This window comes from Herbaspirillum sp. YR522 (assembly GCF_000282575.1).
In the GTDB taxonomy this organism is placed as follows: Bacteria; Pseudomonadota; Gammaproteobacteria; order Burkholderiales; family Burkholderiaceae_D; genus Herbaspirillum.
This window is the reverse complement of the sequence record NZ_AKJA01000017.1, coordinates 17,244-36,339: the sequence shown is the minus strand read 5'-3', so window position 1 is coordinate 36,339 and position 19,096 is coordinate 17,244. Positions and strand designations below refer to the sequence as shown.

19 protein-coding genes are annotated in these 19,096 nt (G+C 65.1%); 6 read left to right on the top strand and 13 right to left on the bottom strand.

What is annotated here, in order from left to right; genetic code table 11:
• Positions 1-116 precede the first annotated feature (116 nt).
• Positions 117-1,556, top strand: coding sequence for a D-alanyl-D-alanine carboxypeptidase/D-alanyl-D-alanine-endopeptidase (gene dacB, locus PMI40_RS03470; RefSeq protein WP_008112143.1), 1,440 nt, complete (start codon positions 117-119; stop codon positions 1,554-1,556).
• Positions 1,557-1,615: 59 nt separating this feature from the next.
• A complete protein-coding gene (gene pyrF, locus PMI40_RS03465; RefSeq protein WP_040501632.1) occupies positions 1,616-2,434 on the top strand; it encodes an orotidine-5'-phosphate decarboxylase in 819 nt (272 codons plus the stop codon).
• Positions 2,435-2,500: 66 nt separating this feature from the next.
• On the opposite strand, the gene PMI40_RS03460 is transcribed toward pyrF, so the two are convergent.
• The 3 genes from PMI40_RS03460 to thiL all read right to left on the bottom strand — a co-directional run bounded on the left by PMI40_RS03460 (position 2,501) and on the right by thiL (position 4,597).
• Positions 2,501-2,983 (bottom strand): CinA family protein, encoded by a 483-nt coding sequence (locus tag PMI40_RS03460; RefSeq protein WP_008112139.1) that lies wholly within the window; start codon positions 2,981-2,983, stop codon positions 2,501-2,503.
• A gap of 106 nt (positions 2,984-3,089) precedes the next feature.
• A complete protein-coding gene (locus PMI40_RS03455) occupies positions 3,090-3,635 on the bottom strand; it encodes a phosphatidylglycerophosphatase A (protein WP_040501612.1) in 546 nt (181 codons plus the stop codon).
• Positions 3,632-4,597 (bottom strand): thiamine-phosphate kinase, encoded by a 966-nt coding sequence (gene thiL / locus PMI40_RS03450; RefSeq protein ID WP_008112135.1) that lies wholly within the window; start codon positions 4,595-4,597, stop codon positions 3,632-3,634. Before thiL ends, PMI40_RS03455 begins: the two co-directional genes overlap by 4 nt.
• Before the next feature lie 434 nt (positions 4,598-5,031).
• Here thiL and PMI40_RS03445 point away from each other — a divergent pair, with 434 nt between their 5' ends.
• The 4 genes from PMI40_RS03445 (at position 5,032) to PMI40_RS03430 (ending at position 12,195) form a co-directional block, all read left to right on the top strand.
• On the top strand, positions 5,032-7,344 hold the full coding sequence (locus PMI40_RS03445; protein WP_040501611.1) for an NADP-dependent malic enzyme: 2,313 nt from the start codon (positions 5,032-5,034) through the stop codon (positions 7,342-7,344).
• 294 nt (positions 7,345-7,638) lie between these two features.
• Positions 7,639-8,967, top strand: coding sequence for an MFS family transporter (locus tag PMI40_RS03440; RefSeq protein WP_008112131.1), 1,329 nt, complete (start codon positions 7,639-7,641; stop codon positions 8,965-8,967).
• Positions 8,968-9,058: 91 nt separating this feature from the next.
• Positions 9,059-10,870, top strand: a complete 1,812-nt coding sequence (locus tag PMI40_RS03435) for an ATP-binding protein (protein ID WP_008112129.1) — start codon at positions 9,059-9,061, stop codon at positions 10,868-10,870.
• A complete protein-coding gene (locus tag PMI40_RS03430) occupies positions 10,867-12,195 on the top strand; it encodes a sigma-54 dependent transcriptional regulator (RefSeq protein ID WP_008112127.1) in 1,329 nt (442 codons plus the stop codon). Before PMI40_RS03435 ends, PMI40_RS03430 begins: the two co-directional genes overlap by 4 nt.
• A 24-nt stretch (positions 12,196-12,219) precedes the next feature.
• On the opposite strand, the gene PMI40_RS03425 is transcribed toward PMI40_RS03430, so the two are convergent.
• The 10 genes from PMI40_RS03425 to PMI40_RS03380 all read right to left on the bottom strand — a co-directional run bounded on the left by PMI40_RS03425 (position 12,220) and on the right by PMI40_RS03380 (position 19,094).
• Positions 12,220-12,594 (bottom strand): hypothetical protein, encoded by a 375-nt coding sequence (locus tag PMI40_RS03425; protein WP_008112126.1) that lies wholly within the window; start codon positions 12,592-12,594, stop codon positions 12,220-12,222.
• 67 nt (positions 12,595-12,661) lie between these two features.
• Positions 12,662-13,321 (bottom strand): DUF799 domain-containing protein, encoded by a 660-nt coding sequence (locus PMI40_RS03420; RefSeq protein WP_008112125.1) that lies wholly within the window; start codon positions 13,319-13,321, stop codon positions 12,662-12,664.
• The gene (locus tag PMI40_RS03415; RefSeq protein WP_008112124.1) at positions 13,318-13,695 is read right to left on the bottom strand and encodes a DUF4810 domain-containing protein; all 378 of its coding nucleotides are present in this window, start codon (positions 13,693-13,695) and stop codon (positions 13,318-13,320) included. Before PMI40_RS03415 ends, PMI40_RS03420 begins: the two co-directional genes overlap by 4 nt.
• A gap of 24 nt (positions 13,696-13,719) precedes the next feature.
• Positions 13,720-14,385 carry a CsgG/HfaB family protein gene (locus PMI40_RS03410; RefSeq protein ID WP_008112122.1) on the bottom strand — a complete coding sequence of 222 codons (666 nt, stop codon included), beginning with the start codon at positions 14,383-14,385 and terminating at the stop codon, positions 13,720-13,722.
• 132 nt (positions 14,386-14,517) lie between these two features.
• Positions 14,518-15,306, bottom strand: a complete 789-nt coding sequence (locus PMI40_RS03405; RefSeq protein ID WP_008112120.1) for a hypothetical protein — start codon at positions 15,304-15,306, stop codon at positions 14,518-14,520.
• 80 nt (positions 15,307-15,386) lie between these two features.
• Entirely contained in the window at positions 15,387-16,124 is a 738-nt protein-coding gene (locus PMI40_RS22855) for a 4'-phosphopantetheinyl transferase superfamily protein (protein WP_008112118.1), read from the bottom strand.
• A 29-nt stretch (positions 16,125-16,153) separates the two neighbouring features.
• Entirely contained in the window at positions 16,154-16,600 is a 447-nt protein-coding gene (locus tag PMI40_RS03395) for a hypothetical protein (RefSeq protein ID WP_008112116.1), read from the bottom strand.
• Positions 16,601-16,645: 45 nt separating this feature from the next.
• Positions 16,646-17,890: a beta-ketoacyl-ACP synthase gene (locus PMI40_RS03390; protein ID WP_008112115.1), complete on the bottom strand. Its 1,245-nt coding sequence runs from the start codon at positions 17,888-17,890 to the stop codon at positions 16,646-16,648.
• The gene (gene fabG / locus PMI40_RS03385; protein ID WP_008112114.1) at positions 17,887-18,624 is read right to left on the bottom strand and encodes a 3-oxoacyl-ACP reductase FabG; all 738 of its coding nucleotides are present in this window, start codon (positions 18,622-18,624) and stop codon (positions 17,887-17,889) included. Before fabG ends, PMI40_RS03390 begins: the two co-directional genes overlap by 4 nt.
• Positions 18,621-19,094 (bottom strand): hotdog family protein, encoded by a 474-nt coding sequence (locus PMI40_RS03380; protein ID WP_008112112.1) that lies wholly within the window; start codon positions 19,092-19,094, stop codon positions 18,621-18,623. Before PMI40_RS03380 ends, fabG begins: the two co-directional genes overlap by 4 nt.
• Positions 19,095-19,096 lie beyond the last annotated feature (2 nt).

Genomic DNA, 19,096 nt, shown 5'->3' with positions numbered 1-19,096 from the left:
CGTCGGTTTGCGGGACGCGAATTATCGCATGGCCTCCGCGCCGCGCGATGCGTTGTCATGGCAAATCGCGCGGGGCATCTCTCCTATAATGCGTGATCCCCATTTTCGGTTGAATCATGTCACGCCTGTTTCCGTCTTCCCGTGTTTCCCGGTTCCTGGTTGCCGCCTCTTCATTGCTGCTGTGCAATTTTCCATTGCTTGCCCAGAGCCTGCCGCCGCCGGTGGTGGGCGCGCTACGGGTGGCGCATATCCCGCAGCAGAACGTGGGGGTGCTGGTGCTCGATGCCGATAGCGGCACGCGGGCGATGGTGTCGACCAATGTCAGCCAGCCATTCAATCCGGCGTCGGTGATGAAGCTGGTCACCACCGACGCGGCGCTGGAGTTGCTGGGGCCGACCTTTTCCTGGAAGACCCAGGCCTATGTCGATGGCAGCCTGAACCAGGGCGTGCTGCAGGGCGACCTGATCATCAAGGGGGGCGGCGATCCCAAGCTGGTGATGGAAAACTTCTGGCTGCTGCTGCGCCAGTTGCGCGCGGCCGGCTTGCGCCAGATCAGCGGCAATCTGGTGCTGGATCGCAGCTACTTTGCCGACAATGTCTACGATCCGTCGCAGTTCGACGGCGATCCGCAGAAGCCTTATAACGTCGGCCCGGATGCCTTGTTGCTGAACTACAAGACCATCGCCTTTCGCTTTACGCCCGATGCAACCACCAATAGCGTGACGGTCACCACCGACCCGCCGCTGGCCGGCTATGCCGTGACGCCCCCGCGCTTGAGCGCGGAGCCGTGCCCGCCAGACTGGCAGAGCCGGCTGATGCTGGGCAACGACGCCGGTGCCGCCGCGTTCGCCGGCACCTACGCGGCCGACTGTGGCCCGCGCAGCTGGTATATCAATCCCTATCGCATGACACATGTGCAATATGTGGGCCAGGCTTTCCAGCAGATGTGGGCGGACCTGGGGGGCAGTTTCTCGGGGCGGGTGGTCAATGGCCTGGTGACGCCCTCGGCGCGCCTGCTGGCGCAATGGCAGTCGCCGACCTTGCCCGAGGTGATCCGCGATATCAACAAGTACAGCAATAACGTGATGGCGCGCCAGGTATTGCTGAGCTTGGCCGCCGAGCTCGGCGGCCAGCCCGGCGATGCGGTCAATGGTGCGCGCGCGGTGCGTGCCTGGCTCAACGACAAGGGGATCGACACGGCCGCGCTGGCCATCGAGAACGGCGCCGGGCTGTCGCGCATCGAGCGGGTCTCGCCCATGTTGCTGGGCCGCATGCTGGTGCAGGCCTATCGCTCGCCGCTGATGCCGGAATTCGTCTCGTCGTTGCCGCTGGTGGGCTACGACGGCACCATGCGGCGGCGCCTGAAGAGCCAGGGCGTCGCCGGCCAGGCGCACATCAAGACCGGCACCCTCAATGACGTGCGCTCGATCGCCGGGTTCGTGCAGGCCGCCTCGGGCAAGACCTATGTGGTGGTGTTCCTGATCAACCATGCGGCCGCGCCCAATGGCCAGAAGGCCCAGGATGCATTGCTGCAATGGGTCTACGAGAACGGCTGAGACCCGCCGGCGACCGCCGCCGCGATACAATATCGGATCTTTACCATCAAGGCATGACCGTGACATTCATCGACAAGCTCAACGGCGCGTGGAAGACGCGCAACTCCCTGCTGTGCGTGGGGCTGGACCCCGACGTCAAGAAGATTCCCGAGGAGTTGCGCGGCAAGTCCGACGCCATCTTTGAGTTCTGCCGCGCCATCGTCGACGCCACCGCTGACGCCGCCTGCGCCTTCAAGCCCCAGATTGCCTACTTTGCAGCGCTGGGCGCCGAAGACCAGCTGGAGCAGATCTGCGCCTATATCCGCCGCCATTATCCCGATATCCCGCTGGTGCTCGATGCCAAGCGCGGCGACATCGGCGCCACCGCCGAACAATATGCCCGCGAAGCCTTCGAGCGCTACAACGCCGATGTCGTCACCGTGAGCCCCTACATGGGCTGGGATTCGGTGGCGCCCTACCTGGAATACAAGGATCGCGGCGTGATCGTGCTATGCCGTACGTCCAACGCCGGCGGTTCGGACCTGCAGTTCCTCGATGTCGAAGGCCGGCCCCTGTACCAGCACGTGGCGCGCCTGGTGGCCGAGAAATGGAATACCAATGGCCAGTGTGGCCTGGTGGTCGGGGCCACCTTCCCGCAGGAACTGGCCCAGGTGCGTGCCATCATCGGCGACATGCCCTTGCTGGTGCCGGGTGTGGGCGCCCAGGGTGGCGATGTCGAGGCCACCGTCAAGGCCGGTCGCACCGCGGGCGGCACCGGCATGATGATCAATTCGTCGCGTGCCATCCTGTACGCGGCGTGCGAAGCGGGTGAAGACTATACCGCCGCAGCCCGCCGGGTGGCGCTGGAGACGCGCGACGCGATCAACAGGTATCGCTAGCACGCAGGGGCAGATGCCGCCCCGGCCAGGGCGGCAGTGGGGGCGACCGGCCGGCCGGTCGCGATCTTAGTCCGACAGCAACTTGAGCAAGCCCTTGAGCGCATGCACCACGGTCTGCTCGCGCACCGCATGCCGGTCGCCCGCAAACACCAGGCGCTCGGTATAGGTCCTGTCGGCCACGCGCCAGCCAAAACAGACGGTGCCGACCGGCTTGCCGGGCACCGCGCCGCCAGGTCCGGCGATGCCGGTGGTGGACACGGCCACATGCGAGCTGCTGTTGGCAACGGCGGCCTCGGCCATGGCCCCGGCGATTTCTTCGCTGACCGCGCCATGCTGGGCAATGAGCGACTCGGCAATGTCGAGCAGCTCGTTCTTGGATGCGTTGGAGTAGGTCACGAAGCCGCAATCGAACCATTCGGACGAGCCTGCGATCTCGGTGATGGCGTGCGCCACGCCGCCTCCGGTGCACGATTCGGCGGTGGCCAAGAGCAGGCCGCGGGTCTTCAGGGCCTGGCCTACACGGGCGGCTAAGTCGATCGTGGTATCCATGAATGTCATCCTCGGTTAGGCCACGCGGACACGCTGAAGTGACCGGCGGCATTGATCGGAACCATGCACCTGCAAGCATACTCCGCTGGTGGCCTTTGTTGAACCGTCAGCCGTAGACGCGCCAGAAGGCAAATACCAGCAAGGTGTAGAACGCGGCCAGGATGTCGTCCCACATGACCCCGAATCCACCCTTGAAGCGACGGTCGAACCAACCGATCGGTGGCGGCTTGACCATGTCGAAGAAGCGGAACACGACGAAGGCGGCGAACTGCTCCTTCAAGTTCGCCGGCGACACCATCAGCAGGACCAGCCAGATGGCGATCATCTCGTCCCATACCATGCTGCCGTGGTCGGGCGAACCGAGCGCGCGGCCGGTGCGGTGGCAGGCCCAGATGCCGATGACGAAGCCGGCCACCACGATGGCCAGCCAGTTGGTGGTGGTGAATACCTGGGGCCAGCGCGCCGTGAGCACCGCGTAGCAAAGCCAACCGAACAGCGTGCCGGCGGTGCCTGGCATGATGGGCGACAGGCCGCTGCCGAAACCCTGGGCGATCCAGTGCGCCGGATGGGCCAGCATGAAGCGCGCAGTGGCGCGGCGGCCGCGCGGCGCGCGCAACTCGGCCATCGTGCCTGGAACAGTATCTTGGGTCATGAACGAAAATGGTCGAAGGAGTCTGGTGCAAATGTAAGGGCCTGGCCGCCGGCGTCGACGATGCGCAAGCCGGCCACGGCCTCGATGCTGCCTACCCGCGCCACCTCCACGCCCACCGCGTGCGCGGCCTTGAGCACCGCCTCGCGCAGGCGTACCGGCGCCGTGAAGCACAGTTCGTAGTCGTCGCCGCCGGCCAGGGTAAAGCGTCGACGCAGGTCGAGCTCGCGCTGTTGCAGCACATTGCCGGGTGGCAGGGCGTCCACGTCCAGCGTGGCGCCCACGCCCGAGCTGGACAGGATATGGCCGAGGTCGCCGGCCAGGCCGTCCGAGATGTCGATGGCGGCGTGGGCGATGCCACGCAATGCCACGCCCAGCTCGACCCGTGGCGTCGGCTCGTGCATGCGTGGCGCCGCCCGTAGCAGGTCGGTGTCGGACAACACGATTTCGTTGCGATAGGCAGCCAGCGCCAGGCGGGCGTCACCCAGCGAACCGGAGACCCAGATATCGTCGCCTGCGCGCGCGGCATCGCGGCGCAGCGATTGCTGGGGTGGCACTTCGCCAAGGATGGTGATGGAGATCGTCAGCGGCCCGCGCGTGGTGTCGCCACCGATGAGTTCGCAACCGTGGCGGTCGGCCAGCGCCAGCATGCCGGCCGAAAACGGCGCCAGCCAGGCCGGATCGGCCTGCGGCAGCGCCAGCGCCAGCGTGAAGGCAATCGGCTGGGCACCCATCGCCGCCAGGTCCGACAGGTTCACCGCCAGGCACTTGTGGCCCAGCGCCTGGGGATCGGCATCGGCAAAGAAATGGCGGCCGGCTACCAGCATGTCGCTGGAAATGGCCAATTGCATGCCCGGCGCCGGCGTCATCAGTGCGCAATCGTCGCCCACACCCAGCGCGGTGCGACTGTCAGGCGCAGGCGGGCGTTGAAAATAACGCGCGATGAGTTCGAATTCGGAGAGCATGAGCCGATTGTAACCAATCCGTCATCGCATCTGGCGCACAATATCGCCGGATGGCGAGGCATCGAGGAGAACTTTTCTAAATGTCATGACTTATTCGTCGTGGCATGGTGCACCGCAATATGCACTGAAAGGGCGCGCCGCAAGGGCGAGTGCGGCCTAGGGGGTATCCATGGCGCGGCGCGCCGATAGCCCCATGCGGTGGGACGCCGCGCCTGCCTGGCTTGCGCGAACGTGCTTGCATCGCGCCACGAACAGCCGTCAATTGCACCGTCAAAGGGCATGTTCGCGGACATCACGCACCGTCGCTGGTGGCGCGCAAAGCCTGTGCCGTACTGGCTTTGCGCGCAGCAGCATGAGGCCGGCGGCCTATGATTGGGGGGCGACCTCTGCTAGAATCACCGGTCTTCGCAAGTCAATAGAGAGAATACAGAGTTATGGATTCGATGATCAGTAAGAAAGAAGAAGTGCGTCAGCAACTTCGTCAGGCAGCGCTGGACTACCATGAGTTTCCAACGCCGGGCAAGATCAGTGTCACGCCCACCAAGCTGCTGACCAACCAGCGCGATCTCTCCCTGGCTTACTCTCCCGGCGTGGCCGCGGCTTGCGAAGAAATCGTCGCCGATCCGCTCAATGCGTTCAAGTACACCGCCCGCGGCAACCTGGTGGCCGTGATCACCAACGGCACTGCCGTGCTGGGCCTGGGCAACATCGGTGCGCTGGCCTCCAAGCCGGTGATGGAAGGCAAGGGCGTGCTGTTCAAGAAGTTCGCCGGCATCGACGTGTTCGACATCGAGATCAACGAGAACGACCCGGACAAGCTGATCGACGTCATCGCCGCGCTGGAACCCACCTTCGGCGGCATCAACCTGGAAGACATCAAGGCGCCCGAGTGCTTCTACATCGAGCGCAAGCTGCGCGAGAAGATGAAGATCCCGGTCTTCCACGATGACCAGCATGGCACCGCTATCATCGTCGGCGCGGCCATCCTCAATGGCCTCAAGGTCGTGGGCAAGAACATCAAGGACGTCAAGCTGGTGGTCTCGGGTGCCGGTGCGGCCGCGCTGGCCTGCCTGGACCTGATCGTCGACCTCGGCTTCCCGATCGAGAACATCTACGTCACCGACCTGGCCGGCGTGGTCTACAAGGGCCGCCAGGAGCTGATGGATCCGGACAAGGAGCGTTTCGCGCGTGAAACCGACGCCCGTACCCTGGCCGACGTCATCCCCGACGCCGACATCTTCCTGGGCCTGTCGGCCGCCGGCGTGCTCAAGCAGGACATGGTCAAGCAGATGGCGCCGCGTCCGCTGGTGCTGGCGCTGGCCAACCCGACCCCTGAAATCCTGCCGGAAGACGTGATGGCCGTGCGTGACGACGCCATCATCGCCACCGGCCGTTCGGACTATCCGAACCAGGTCAACAACGTGCTGTGCTTCCCGTACATCTTCCGCGGCGCGCTCGACTCGGGCGCCACCACCATTACCCGCGAGATGGAAATCGCGACCGTGCACGCCATCGCCGAGCTGGCCCAGGCCGAGCAGTCCGACATCGTCGCCGCCACCTACGGCGTGACCAACCTGTCGTTCGGCCCCGAGTACATCATTCCCAAGCCGTTCGATCCGCGCCTGATGATCAAGATCGCGCCGGCCGTCGCCCGTGCCGCCGAGACCTCGGGCGTGGCTGCCCGTCCGATCCAGGACATGGGCGCCTACATCGAGAAGCTGGAGCAGTTCGTCTATCACAGCGGCACCGTGATGCGCCCGATCTTCCAGGTCGCCAAGAAGGCCGCCGAAGCCCAGAAGCGCATCGTCTACGCCGAAGGCGAAGAAGAGCGCGTGCTGCGCGCGGTGCAGGTGATCGTCGACGAGAAGTTGGCCAAGCCGATCCTGGTAGGCCGTCCGGAAGTGCTGGAACAACGCATCAAGAAGTTCGGCCTGCGCCTGCGCGCCGGCACCGACTTCGAGGTGATCAACCCGAACTTCGACAACCGCTATCGCGACTACTGGCAGAGCTTCCTGGAGCTGTCGCGCCGCAAGGGCGTCACCGAGCAGTACGCCAAGCTGGAAATGCGTCGCCGCCATACCCTGATCGGCTCGATGGCGATCCACAAGGGCGACGCCGACGGCATGATCTGCGGCACCTACGGCACCACCCAGCTGCACCTGCACTACATCGACCAGGTGCTGGGCAAGCGTGCGGGCGTGAATGTCTATGCGGCGATGAACATCGTGATCCTGCCGAACCGCCAACTGGTGCTGGTAGACACGCACGTCAACGAAAACCCGACTGCGCAGGAACTGGCCGAGATCACCATCCTGGCCGCTGAAGAAATGCGTCGCCTGGGCCTGCAACCGCGTGCCGCGCTGCTGTCGCATTCGAACTTCGGTACCAGCAACAGCGCCTCGGCCATCAAGATGCGCGAAGCGCTGGCGATCATTCGCGACGTCGCGCCCGACCTGGAAGTGGACGGCGAGATGCACGGCGACACCGCGCTCGACAGCAAGCTGCTCAATGCCGCGATCCCGGATTCGCCATTGAAGGGCGATGCCAACCTGCTGGTGATGCCCAACATCGACGCCGCCAACATCGCCTACAACCTGCTCAAGACCGCATCGGGCAATGGCGTGGCGATCGGCCCGATCCTGCTGGGTTGCGCCAAGCCGGTACATATCCTGACGCCATCGGCGACGGTACGTCGCATCATCAACATGACCGCCTTGTGCGTCATGGACGCATTGTCGGAGCGTTGATCGCCTGAGTCCTCCCTGGAAGGTCAGGTTGCAACGGCGCATGCTGCAAGGCATGCGCCGTTTTCATTTTCGGGCCGCGAGGCGCTGGATGGAAATCCGCGCAAGCCCAGGCGACATCGTGGCGGATATCCGCACAGTTGCTGCGACGCCGCAATTATGCGGCGCAAAAATCACATAAAAATCAAAGACTTGCCTGTCGTGACGGAGGTGCCCGGGGCTGGCACAAAGCCTGCAATAAGCCCTGCAAACATCGCTTCCAACACCAAGGCGCGCAGCGCCAAACCAGGAGATATCATGAGTACCACCACCAGCAGACTCAGCCCGGCTGAGTACCGCAAGCGCATCTTCGCCATCCTTGGCGCCTCGTCCGGCAACCTGGTCGAATGGTTCGACTTCTACGTCTATTCCTTCTGTGCGATCTATTTCGCACCGGCGTTCTTCCCCAAGGGCGACCCCACCACCCAGTTGCTCAATACCGCCGGCGTCTTCGCCGCCGGCTTCCTGATGCGTCCCATCGGCGGCTGGCTGTTCGGACGCATCGCCGACAAGCACGGTCGCAAGACATCGATGCTGATCTCGGTGCTGATGATGTGCGGTGGCTCGCTGGCGCTGGCATTGATGCCGACCTACGCCATGATCGGCGCCTGGGCGCCGGCACTGCTGTTGCTGGCACGCCTGGTCCAGGGCCTGTCGGTGGGCGGCGAATACGGTACCTCGGCAACCTACATGAGTGAGATCGCACCCAATGGCCGACGCGGCTTCTTTGCATCGTTCCAGTATGTGACGCTGATCGGCGGCCAGTTGCTGGCGGTGGTGGTGCTGTTCGGCATGCAGCAATGGCTGTCGCGGGAAGAGCTGATGGAATGGGGCTGGCGCGTGCCGTTCGCGCTCGGTGCGGCCGGCGCCTTGGTGGCGATGTACCTGCGCAGCTCGCTGGCCGAGACGGCCTCGTCGGCGGTGCGCAAGAGCCGCGACGCCGGCACCTTGAAGGGGCTGCTCAAGCACAAGCGCGCCTTCATCAACGTGGTCGGTTTCACCGCCGGCGGTTCGTTGATGTTCTATACCTTCACCACCTACATGCAGAAATACCTGGTCAACACGGCCGGCATGGACCCCAAGCTGGCCAACGGCGTGATGACCGGCGCCCTGCTGGTCTACATGATCCTGCAACCGATCTTCGGCGCCATCTCCGACAAGATCGGCCGGCGTAACTCCATGCTGTGCTTTGCCTTCCTGGGCATGCTGTGCACCTTCCCGATCCTGCACCTGCTCAAGGATGTCACGAGCCCCTATGCGGCGTTCGGGCTGGCGATCCTGGCGCTGACCATCGTCAGTTTCTATACCTCCATCGGCGGCCTGATCAAGGCCGAGATGTTCCCGGCCGAGGTGCGTGCCCTGGGCGTGGGCCTGTCGTATGCGGTGGGCAATGCGATCTTCGGCGGCTCGGCAGAGTTCGTGGCGCTGTCGCTGAAGTCGGCCGGCATCGAGTCGGCGTTCTACTGGTATGTGACCGCAATGTGCCTGGTGGCCCTGATCGTCACCCTGCGCATGCCCGATCCGCAACGCGATGGCCATCTGAAGGATGATGTGCTGGTCGACGAGAGCGCGGGCAAGCCCGCATGATGCCAGCGCGCAGCCAATGCGCGCTATCATCTTGTCTTTCATGCGGCGCCTGCTGGGCGCCGTTTTCCATTGGCGGCCCAGGGCGCACCCTATGCAATCCCGACGAAACCTGCTGTTGACGGCGTTCCTGGCGGCCAGCCTGCTGGTGTGCGGCGCGACCTATCAACTGGCGCTGCGACGCGCGCTGGCCGACCAGCAAGGCCAGGGCGCGGCGCAGCTGCAGATCGTGGCCCTGGATCTCGAATCGATCCTGCAGAAGTACGAGACCCTGCCGTTCGCGCTGGGATTCCAGGCCGACGTACGGCAGGTGCTGGCCGATCCGGGCGATGCGGCTGCGGTGGACCGCCTGAACCGCGCCTTCAAGATCATCCAGCAGCAGTCGCGCGCGGTACATATCTTCATGCTCGACGCCGGTGGCATGACCCTGGCGTCGAGCAACTGGGACGAGGAATTCAGTTTCGTCGGCCGTGACTTCGGTTTTCGCCCTTATTTTCGCGAGGCCATCCAGGGCCGTGCCGGACGTTTCTACGGTATCGGCAACATCTCCAGCGAACCGGGCTACTTCATTGCCCAGCCGATCTACCGCCGTCCCGACCAGGCGCCCTCGACGCCGTCGGCGCCGCCCATTGGCGTGGTGGTGGTCAAGGTCGACCTGGCCGAGTTCGAACACACCTGGCGCAGCAGCGAAGCGCCGATCGCCCTCACCGATGGCGGTGGCGTGGTGTTCCTGAGCAACCGCCAGCAGTGGAAGTATCACAGCCTGGACCAGCTATCGGGCACCCAGCAGCGCGAGCTCGAGGGCACGCACCAATACGCCGACCTGCCCATCACGCCGGTGGCGGCGTTGCCGGCCACCCTGCGCGAAGGATTCGGCCCGCATGTGGCGCGTCCGGTGACGCAACTGGGTTGGCAGTTGCGCCTGTTCCCGTCGCAGGCGCGCATGATGCGCTCGGCCACGTTGGCCACGCTGGCCGCTGCCTTGTGCATGCTGGCACTGGGCATCTCGCTGTTGGCCTGGTACCAGCATCGCAGTCGCATGCAGGAGCGCCGGCAGTCGCGCGCAGCCTTGCAGCGCGCCGCGCTCGAACTGGACCAGAAGATCGCGCTGCGGACCCAGGAGTTGACGGCGGCCAACCAGGCCATCGCCGCCAGGTTCGAAAAACTGCAACAGACCGAATCCCTGCTGCGCACCACCCAGAACGAACTGGTGCAGGCCGGCAAGCTGGCCATGCTGGGCCAGATGGCCGCCGGCGTGACCCACGAGCTGAACCAGCCGCTGGCCGCGATCCGGGCCTTCGCCGACAACTCGGTGAAGTTCCTGGCGCGCGGGCAGACCGAGCAGGTGGCCGAGAACCTGGAACATATCAGCAGCGCCAGCGCCAACATGGGCAAGATCATCGGCCAGTTGAAGGGCTTCGCCCGCAAGAGCGGCGGCCAGGTGGCGCAGGTGGAGTTGCCCCATGCGATCGAGGCGGCCGTACTGCTGCTGGCTCGCGACATCGAACAGCAGGGCGCGACGGTAACGCGCGAAGTCCGTCATTGCGCCCATATCCTGGGCGACGCCGTACGTATCGAGCAGGTGCTGGTGAACCTGTTGCGCAATGCGCTGGATGCGGTCGAGGAAGCCCCCGTCAAGCAGGTGCGGGTGCTGCTCGATATCGAGCACGGGCAGGCCGTATTGCGCATCCGCGATTCGGGCGGTGGCATCTCCGACGAGGTCGCGCCGCACCTGTTCGAGCCGTTTTTCACGACCAAGGCCGGCAGTCGCGGCCTGGGCCTGGGACTGGCGATCTCGTCATCGATAGTCCAGGCCATGAACGGGCAGCTCAGTGCCCACAACCATGAGCAGGGCGGCGCCGAATTCGTGCTGCGCCTGCCTTTGCTGCAAGCTCCAGGCCCATGAACCAAGATACCAAGAACATCAAGCGCGCGATCCTGGTCGAGGACGAGCAGTCGGTGCGTCGCGCCACCGCACAGGCACTCGAACTGGGCGGCTTCGAGGTCACCGCCTGCGAGCGCGCCGAGCCGGCGCTGGCGCTGTTGGGCCGTGACTTCGACGGCATCGTGGTCAGCGATGTGCGCCTGCCCGGCATGTCCGGGCTGGAACTGCTGGCCGCCGCCGTGGCCATCGACGCCGACCTGCCGATGATCGTGGTCACCGGGCATGGCGACGTCGGCATGGCAGTCGACGCCATGCGCGGCGGCGCCTACGATTTCATCGAAAAGCCGTTTGCCAGCGACCGCCTGCTGGAAGTGGCCGAACGCGCCAGCGAAAAGCGCAGGCTGGTGATGGAAAACCGGCGCCTGCGCGAGGCCTGGGCCAGCCACCCCGAACTGCCACCGTTGATTGGCCAGTCGCCCGCCATGGAGCGGGTGCGCGAATTGATCCAGGGCCTGGGGACGGCCGAGGTGGACGTACTGATCAATGGCCAGACCGGCAGCGGCAAGGAAGTGGTGGCGCGCCAGTTGCACGCCGCCAGCGGCCGGCGCGGCGCGTTCGTCGCGCTCAACTGCGGCGCCTTGCCCGAATCGGTATTCGACAGCGAGATATTCGGCCACGAGGCCGGTGCCTTCACCGGTGCCCAGAAGCGCCGCATCGGCAAGCTCGAATACGCCAATGGCGGCACCCTGTTCCTGGACGAGATCGAAAGCATGCCGCTGGCCTTGCAGGTCAAGCTGCTGCGGGTGCTGCAGGAACGGCGGCTGGAGCGCCTGGGCGGCAACGAGTCGATCCCGATCGACTGCCGGGTCATCGCCGCCAGCAAGTCCGACCTGTTGCAGCTCAGTGCCCGCGGTGAATTTCGCGAAGACCTGTATTACCGTATCGGCGTGGTCAGTATCGACTTGCCCACGCTGGCCCAGCGGCGCGACGATATTCCCTTGCTGCTGGCCCATTTCTGCCAGGCCGCAGCGGTACGCTATCGGCGCCCGGCGCCGGCCTGGAGTGCGGCCCAGATGCAGCAGTGGCAGCGGCGCGAGTGGCCGGGCAATGTGCGCGAACTGCGCAATTTTGCCGATCGGTGGGTATTGGGGGTGGCCGAGACGACGGTCGCATCGCCGCCTGGCGATTCCATCTCGTTGCCGCAGCAGGTCGACGAATTCGAAGCCGGCATGATTGCCTTTGCGCTGCGCGAATGCGACGGCAGCGTGGCGCTGGCAGCCCAGCGCCTGGGAATCCCCAGGAAGACGCTCTACGACAAGATCAAGAAATACCAGTTGGCCGACTGAGCCGGCGTCGCGGCAGCGACCCGGCTAGCGCCCGGTCTTGCAATCGACATTGCCGAACTGGCGCATGCAGGTGTCCTGGGCGCAGGCGGAGATGACGGTGTCGCGTGCGATTTCATTGAGATCGACGGTCACCAGCACCGGTGTGTCGATGTAGCGTATCTCGCGCAACGGTTCGCAGATGCTTTCGGTACGACCATTGCCGATGTCGCGGTTGACGCAGCGCGTGCGGCCGGTAGACACCTCTACCGGCCGCACGCGGCTTTCCCAGCGCTGCTGGTACACCACCGGATATTGCCGGTACGCCGGCGCCCGGCAATAGGACTCGGCATTGCGGTATTCCTGGGTGGCGCAGCCCACCAGGGCAAGCAAGGTCAACAGGACGGGCGACAGCGGTTTCATGCGGGACTCGCGGTGAGGGCGACAAGGGCGTATGGCGTGATGATACGCAATTGTCGCCCGCCCCGCGTCAGTCTTTCTGGTATTGCGGCGAACGCGGGCCATACAGCATGCCGTTGGCACGCCCTGCCATCAGCAGCCGTTGGCTGGTCATGCCGGCGATCTTGAAGCTGGCGTCGCTGAGCGTGTCGGAGATCTGGTTGATCACTGCCGACACCAGCATGCCGATGAGTCCATTGCCTTGCTGCTGGTTTTCGGCGCTGGAGGCGGTGGCCGTGCCTTGCCACAGCACCTTTGCCGAGCGCAGGTCGAGCAGCTTAGCCTCGGCCGTCACCACCGTATTGCTGCTGATGACCTGGTACGACGTGCCGTAGGCCTTGACTTCCACATACAGCGCGGCGTCGGCACCGAAGATCTCGCGCAGCCTGGCCGGCGGTACATTGTGGATGTCGCCGGCGCTGGCCAGCCCGTTCTGCTTGAAGGTCTCGGCTGCCAGCGCCACCGGGATCACGTAATAACCGGATTCGGCCAGCGGGTAGGTGAGCTGCGACAACATGCCGCTGGTGGCGCCCACCTCGGGCGAGCTGTTCAGGGGCGGCAGTACCAGGATCGAAGCAGGGCGTGCCTGCTTGAACTCGGCATAGTCGTAGGGCGTGCGCTGGGTGGCGCAACCGGTGGCCAGCATGGCCGTCGCCAGCAGCAAGGCGAGCAGCTTGAATGTACGCATCATTTGGTCACCTGTGCGGTCGGGTTCTGGTATTTGCGCAGCAGGAAATCCATATAGGGCTGCGATTCTGGAAACAAGCGTTTCTCGGCTTCCAGTTCGCGCATCATCTGGTCATCCTGTCCGACCGAGGCGTACAGCATGCCCAAGTGGGCGTGGTAACCCGGTGGCGCGTTGGCCCCGCGTGCCTGCATGCGCTGCAGGCCTTTTTCCAGCGTCGAGATCTGCTGCTCCGGGCTGGCACCGTCGTCCTTCAGATAGGTGTAGACCTGCTCCTGGTAGTTGTCCCAGCCGTAGATCGGCGGCACCCGTTTCTGGGCGCAGCCGCAGGCGGCCAGCACCACCCCTGCCAGCAAGCCGGCACTGATGAATCTGTTCATGAATCCCCCATGACTTCGTGAATGTTATTGCGGCTTCCAGGCGCCGCTGTCGATGGCGCTGACCAGGTTGTTGACCGCCTCGCGGATGGCCAGGTCGAGCACCTTGCCGTTGAGCGTGGAATCGTAGCTGGCGGTGCTGCCGAAGCCGATGACCTCGCGGTTGTCGAGGCTGTACTCGCCCGCGCCCTGGGTCGAATACACGACCTGGGAAGTGCTGACGTTGACGATGTTCAGGTTGACCTTGGCATAGGCGATCTGCGACTTGCCGCGGCCCAGGATGCCGAACAGCTGACGGTCGCCCACTTCCTTGCGGCCGAATTCGGACACATCGCCGGTGACCACGAAGGCGGCGCCCTTGAGGTCCTGGGCCTGGCGGTTCAGCTTGGCTTCCTGTGCGATCTCGGTCATGTTGTCGCGGTCCATGACCGAAAAGCGCTGGCTCTGCTGCAGGTGCGTGATGAGCACCGTCTTGGCCTGGCTGCCCAGGCGATCGTTGCCGTCAGAGAACAGGCCGCGCATGTAGCTCGACCGGTTGTCGAACTTGCCCACCGAGAGCGGGCTGCGCGCGCCCTGGTAAGGCTGGTTGGCGGTATTGACCTGCGCTACCGGCAGGGCGCGCGATTGCTCCTGGGCGGCGCAGCCGGCCAGCAGGGTGGTGGCCACGGTCATGGCGATGATGGCTTTATTCATGAGAACCCTCTTGTGCAACGATGCAAGCGCCGGGCGCAAGCGACCCGGCATGATGGAAAAGAACGGAAAGGAATGGAACGACCCAACCGCGGCCGGTCACGCCCCCGCGTGCCCGGCCCCGGCGATCCGGGCTCAGCCCAGGTCGGGACGCAACACCGGCAACAGCTCTTTCAACTGCGTGCCGCGCACCGAGCAGCTCACGCGCGTGCCGGGAAACGCCGGGTCACGCGAGACGTCGATGGCAAACACGCGTTCGCCGGCGAGCTTGGACTGGTTGCGGAAGTAGTCGAAGCGGGTGGTGCGACGCCAGTTGCGGCCATCGTAGATGTCCATACGGAGCATCGCGCCGCCGACATCCTGGCGCACCTGCTTGTAGCCGGCAATGCGTGCCCCCAGCACCGACGACACGGTCGCCACTGATGCCGGAGAATAAAAGCCCCAGGAGATCTTTTCAGGTTGGCCGCCGATGATCGTGGCCTCGTCGAAAAAGCCCGAAACCGGCACGCCCATTACCTGCGCCTGCCCGGCCACCGGTACGCTGGAACGACCCGGGATAGCGCGGTCGGCTACGCCCAGGGACGCGCCGTTGGCCTTGGCGACCACCGGTACCTGGGGCGCGAGCTGGGTGACGAACTGCTTGAGCGTGGCCGGCAGGCTGGCGTCGCAACTGGCCAGCGCCTTGATCACGTTGCCCAGCGGCGTGTCGAGGTCTGTCACGGCTTGCGCCGACCCGTCACCGACGGCACCGGTGCCAGAGGTGTCGTTCATGCGCGCGGCGCGCCGCTCGTTGATCTGTTGCGCGCGCAGTTCCAGCTGCTGCTGCTTGATCTGCAGCTTGGCCATGCGCTCTTCCGGCGTGGCGCAGGCGCTGACCAGCAGCACCGCCGAGGCTGCAAGCAGCCATTTGTTTGAATGTGACATGATTCCCCCGAACAAGATATTTTGGTTGGCATGATGGCAAGCCCGGGCGCCAGAACAACAGGCAAGGCGCGGCTTGGTCATCAGCGTACGCGAATCCTAGATGATTTATTGCTCTGCGTGAACCTTTTCATCAGGTCTTCCATTCGTATTTTTTCTGTGATCAGCTCCGTATCGACCGGGCAGCACATCGCCAGGTGCAGGCCTGGCGTGCTGTCATCCAGGATCAGGGCAGCTCCCGCCGCCGATGGTGGCGCGCCCGCATCGTCGCACCGCAATGGCGGCAATCGCGCCTCGGCCTGCAACCCGGCATTGCAACGATATTTGTAGAACGACTCCTTGCCGCACCAGAGCTGGTAGAACGCGTTGGCGCATTCGCCCTGCGCATCGACCCAGCGGCGCTCTTGCTCGCTCAGGGCTGTTTGCGCCAGCGCCCGCAGGTCGCGCCCGGCGTCGTCGGCCTCGATATCGATACCCAGCGCGAAGCCGACCCCGATCGCGCAGGCTATCCAGCCGCCGCCGTGTGACAGGCTGGCCTGTATCGGCTCGCCGTGGCTTGCCGGTACGGTGACCTGCGGCCCGGCGCCGGCGCGTTCGCTCACCTCGATCCGCTCCACGGCACAGGTGCTCACACGCGCCACGCCATGGCGCAACAGCAGCCGCCCCAGGATGAACTCGCGCCGCCGCCTTGGTCGCACAATGCCGGACAGGCGCGCCTGTTCGGCCGCGCCCAGGTGCTGTGCCAGCGACCGCAGCAGCGTATCGTCGGCGCCGGCCACGAGCTCGGTGGCCTCCAGCAGCAAGAGCCATGCGGTGGCCATCGTCGCGTGCCGTGATGCCTGCCGGTCGCTTATTTGTCGCCGATCTTGACGATGTCGCCCTTGAGCGCCACGCCCGCCATCACCGCGCCGGCATGGCATTCGAATTTCTCGCTGTCGGCCAGTTCGTTCTTCTTGTAGTAGCTCACCAGGTTCACCACTGCATTGCCGCCCAGTTGCTGGGCCTTCTTCTGGAACTGCACCAGCGTCGACAGGAACACCCATTTGCAGGCTTGCTCATCGGACTTGCCGAATGCGTTGGTCTTCTGGTTGGAGATATCGGTGCCTAGTTTCTGCAGCACTACCGGATGCTTCTGGCCGGCAAAGTAGAACTTGACCGAGCCGTCCAGGACGCCGTCCCTGTCCTTCATCTGGATCGCATCGGCGATCGGCAGCAGGTGCTGGGTGTCACGGGCATGGGCCGAGACCTGGGCGACGCACAGGACGACGGTGACCAGCGAGAGGGACAGCGCTTTCATGGAGGGCTCCTCGTTATCGATGAATGGGTTGTGCCGGGCGCCGGTTCAGGGCCAGCGCTTGAAGATCAGCGACGTATTGATACCGCCAAAGGCGAAATTGTTCGACATCACGTATTCGCAATCGATCTCACGGCCGCTGCCGGTGAGGTAATCCAGTTCGGCGCATTCGGGGTCCGGCTGGCTCAGGTTGATGGTCGGGGCGAACCAGCCATGGCGCATCATCTCAATGGTCAGCCAGGCCTCGAGCGCACCGCAGGCGCCCAGCGTATGGCCCATGTAACTCTTGAGTGAACTGATCGGCACGCGCTGGCCGAATACATTGGCCGTGGCGTTCGATTCGGCCACGTCGCCCTGGCGGGTGCCGGTGCCGTGCGCGTTGATGTAGCCGATGGCGGTGGCCGGCAAGCCGGCATCGGCCAGTGCCATCTCGATGGCGATCTGCATGGTGGCCGCGTTGGGGTTGGTCACGTGGCTGCCATCGCTGTTGGTGCCGAAGCCGACCACCTCGGCGTAGATGCGGGCGCCGCGCGCCTGCGCATGCTCGAGTTCTTCCAGGATCAGGCTGCCGGCGCCTTCGCCCAGCACCAGGCCGTCGCGCTGGCGGTCGAACGGGCTGGGCGTCCGGTCCGGCATGTCGTTGCGCACGCTGGTGGCGTACAGGGTGTCGAAGACGGCCGCCTCGGTGGCGCACAGTTCTTCCGAGCCGCCGGCCACCATCGCCAACTGGCGGGCGCCGCGGATCGCCTCGAAGGCGTAGCCGATGCCCTGGCTGCCCGAGGTGCAGGCACTGGAGGTGGTGATGATGCGGCCGGTGATGCCGAAGAACACGCCCATGTTGACCGGCGCGGTATGCGCCATCATCTTCAGGTAGGTATTGGCATTGATGTTGCGGGTGCTCTTCTCGGCGAACATCATGGCGAAATCGGCAATCGCATTGGGGGTGCCGGCCGACGAGCCATAGGCGATCCCCAGCTTGCCGCTGGCCAGCAAGGGATGCTCCAGCAGGCCGGCATCGTCCAGTGCCCATTCGCTGGCGCGGGTGGCCATCAGAGCCACGCGTCCCATGCTGCGGGTGGTCTTGCGGTTGTACCTGTCCGACAGCGCAAACTCGGCCGCCGGTGCGCCCAGGCGCGTATGCAGGCCGCTGTATTCATCCCATCCCGGCATCACCCGCACGGCATTGGAGAACGTCTTCAGGTGCGCCAGCGCGCTGGCCCAGTCGTTGCCGATCGGGCTGATGCCGGCCATGCCGGTGACCACGACGCGTCGTGCATGGGTGCCCGCGCTCATGCCAGGCCTCCGTTGACCGAGATCACCTGCCGCGTGACGTAGGCGGCATCGGGATGCATCAGGAAGGCGACGGCGGCGGCGACTTCCTCGGGCCTGCCGGGGCGCCGCGCCGGGATCATCTTGACGATGTCGTCGAGCGGCGCGTCCTGGGCCATGTCGGTGTCGATCAGGCCGGGGGCGACGCAGTTGACGGTGATGTCGCGCTTGGCCAGTTCCAGCGCCAGCGCCTTGGTGGCGCCGATGATGCCGGCCTTGGCGGCGCTGTAGTTGACTTGGCCGCGATTGCCGATCAGGCCCGACACCGATGCCATGGTCACGATGCGGCCTGGCGCACGGCGCCGCACCATCGGCATGACCAGCGGGTTGAGCACATTGTAGAAACCGTCGAGATTGGTGCGCAGCACGCTGTCCCAATCCTCGGCCGGCATCGCCGGAAAGGCATTGTCGCGCGAGATGCCGGCATTGCATACGACGCCGTAATAGGTGCCATGCCGTTCGACGTCTTCCAGCAGGACCTGCGCTGCGAGCGCGCGATCACCGATGTCGAATTGCAGCACGCGTGCCTGGCGGCCCAGCGCTTCGATCTCGCGCGCCACCTGGTCGGCCGCGGCGCGCCCCTGGTGGCAGTGCACTGCGATGTGATAACCGTCGCGCGCCAGGCGCAGCGCGATGGCGCGGCCGATGCCCCGGCTCGAGCCGGTCACCAGTACGGTGTGTTGGGCGGGTGTTGTCATGCCGTGCTTTCTTCAAGATATTGTTTGGCGTCGTGCGGCTGGAACACCGACACGGTGGCTTGCGCCAGTTCTTGTTGTGTCTGCGCATCGATGATGGCGCAGTCGAACGAGCCCAGGCCGTTGTCGGCCTGCAGCAGCAGGCGGGCCGTGACCCGCAATTGCATGGCGTTGGCGAATTCGGGCACGCTGCACCGATAGCGGCGCGCCCCCAGCAGGAACCCGAGCTTGGCCGGCTGGCCCTGCTGGCGTTCCTGGTAGCCGGCCCAGGCGGCAATCGCCTGCGCCATGTATTCGATGCCCACCCAGGCGCCCACGCCACTGCCGCTATTGAACAGGCTGTGGACGCCGATGGTGACATGGGCTTGGAGCGACTCGGCGTCGACGTGGCTGACGCCGTCGAGCAGGATCATCGGCGCGGCGTGCGGCAGCAATTCGGCAATCGGCGGCAGGGAAGGGGGGGCTTGCGACATTT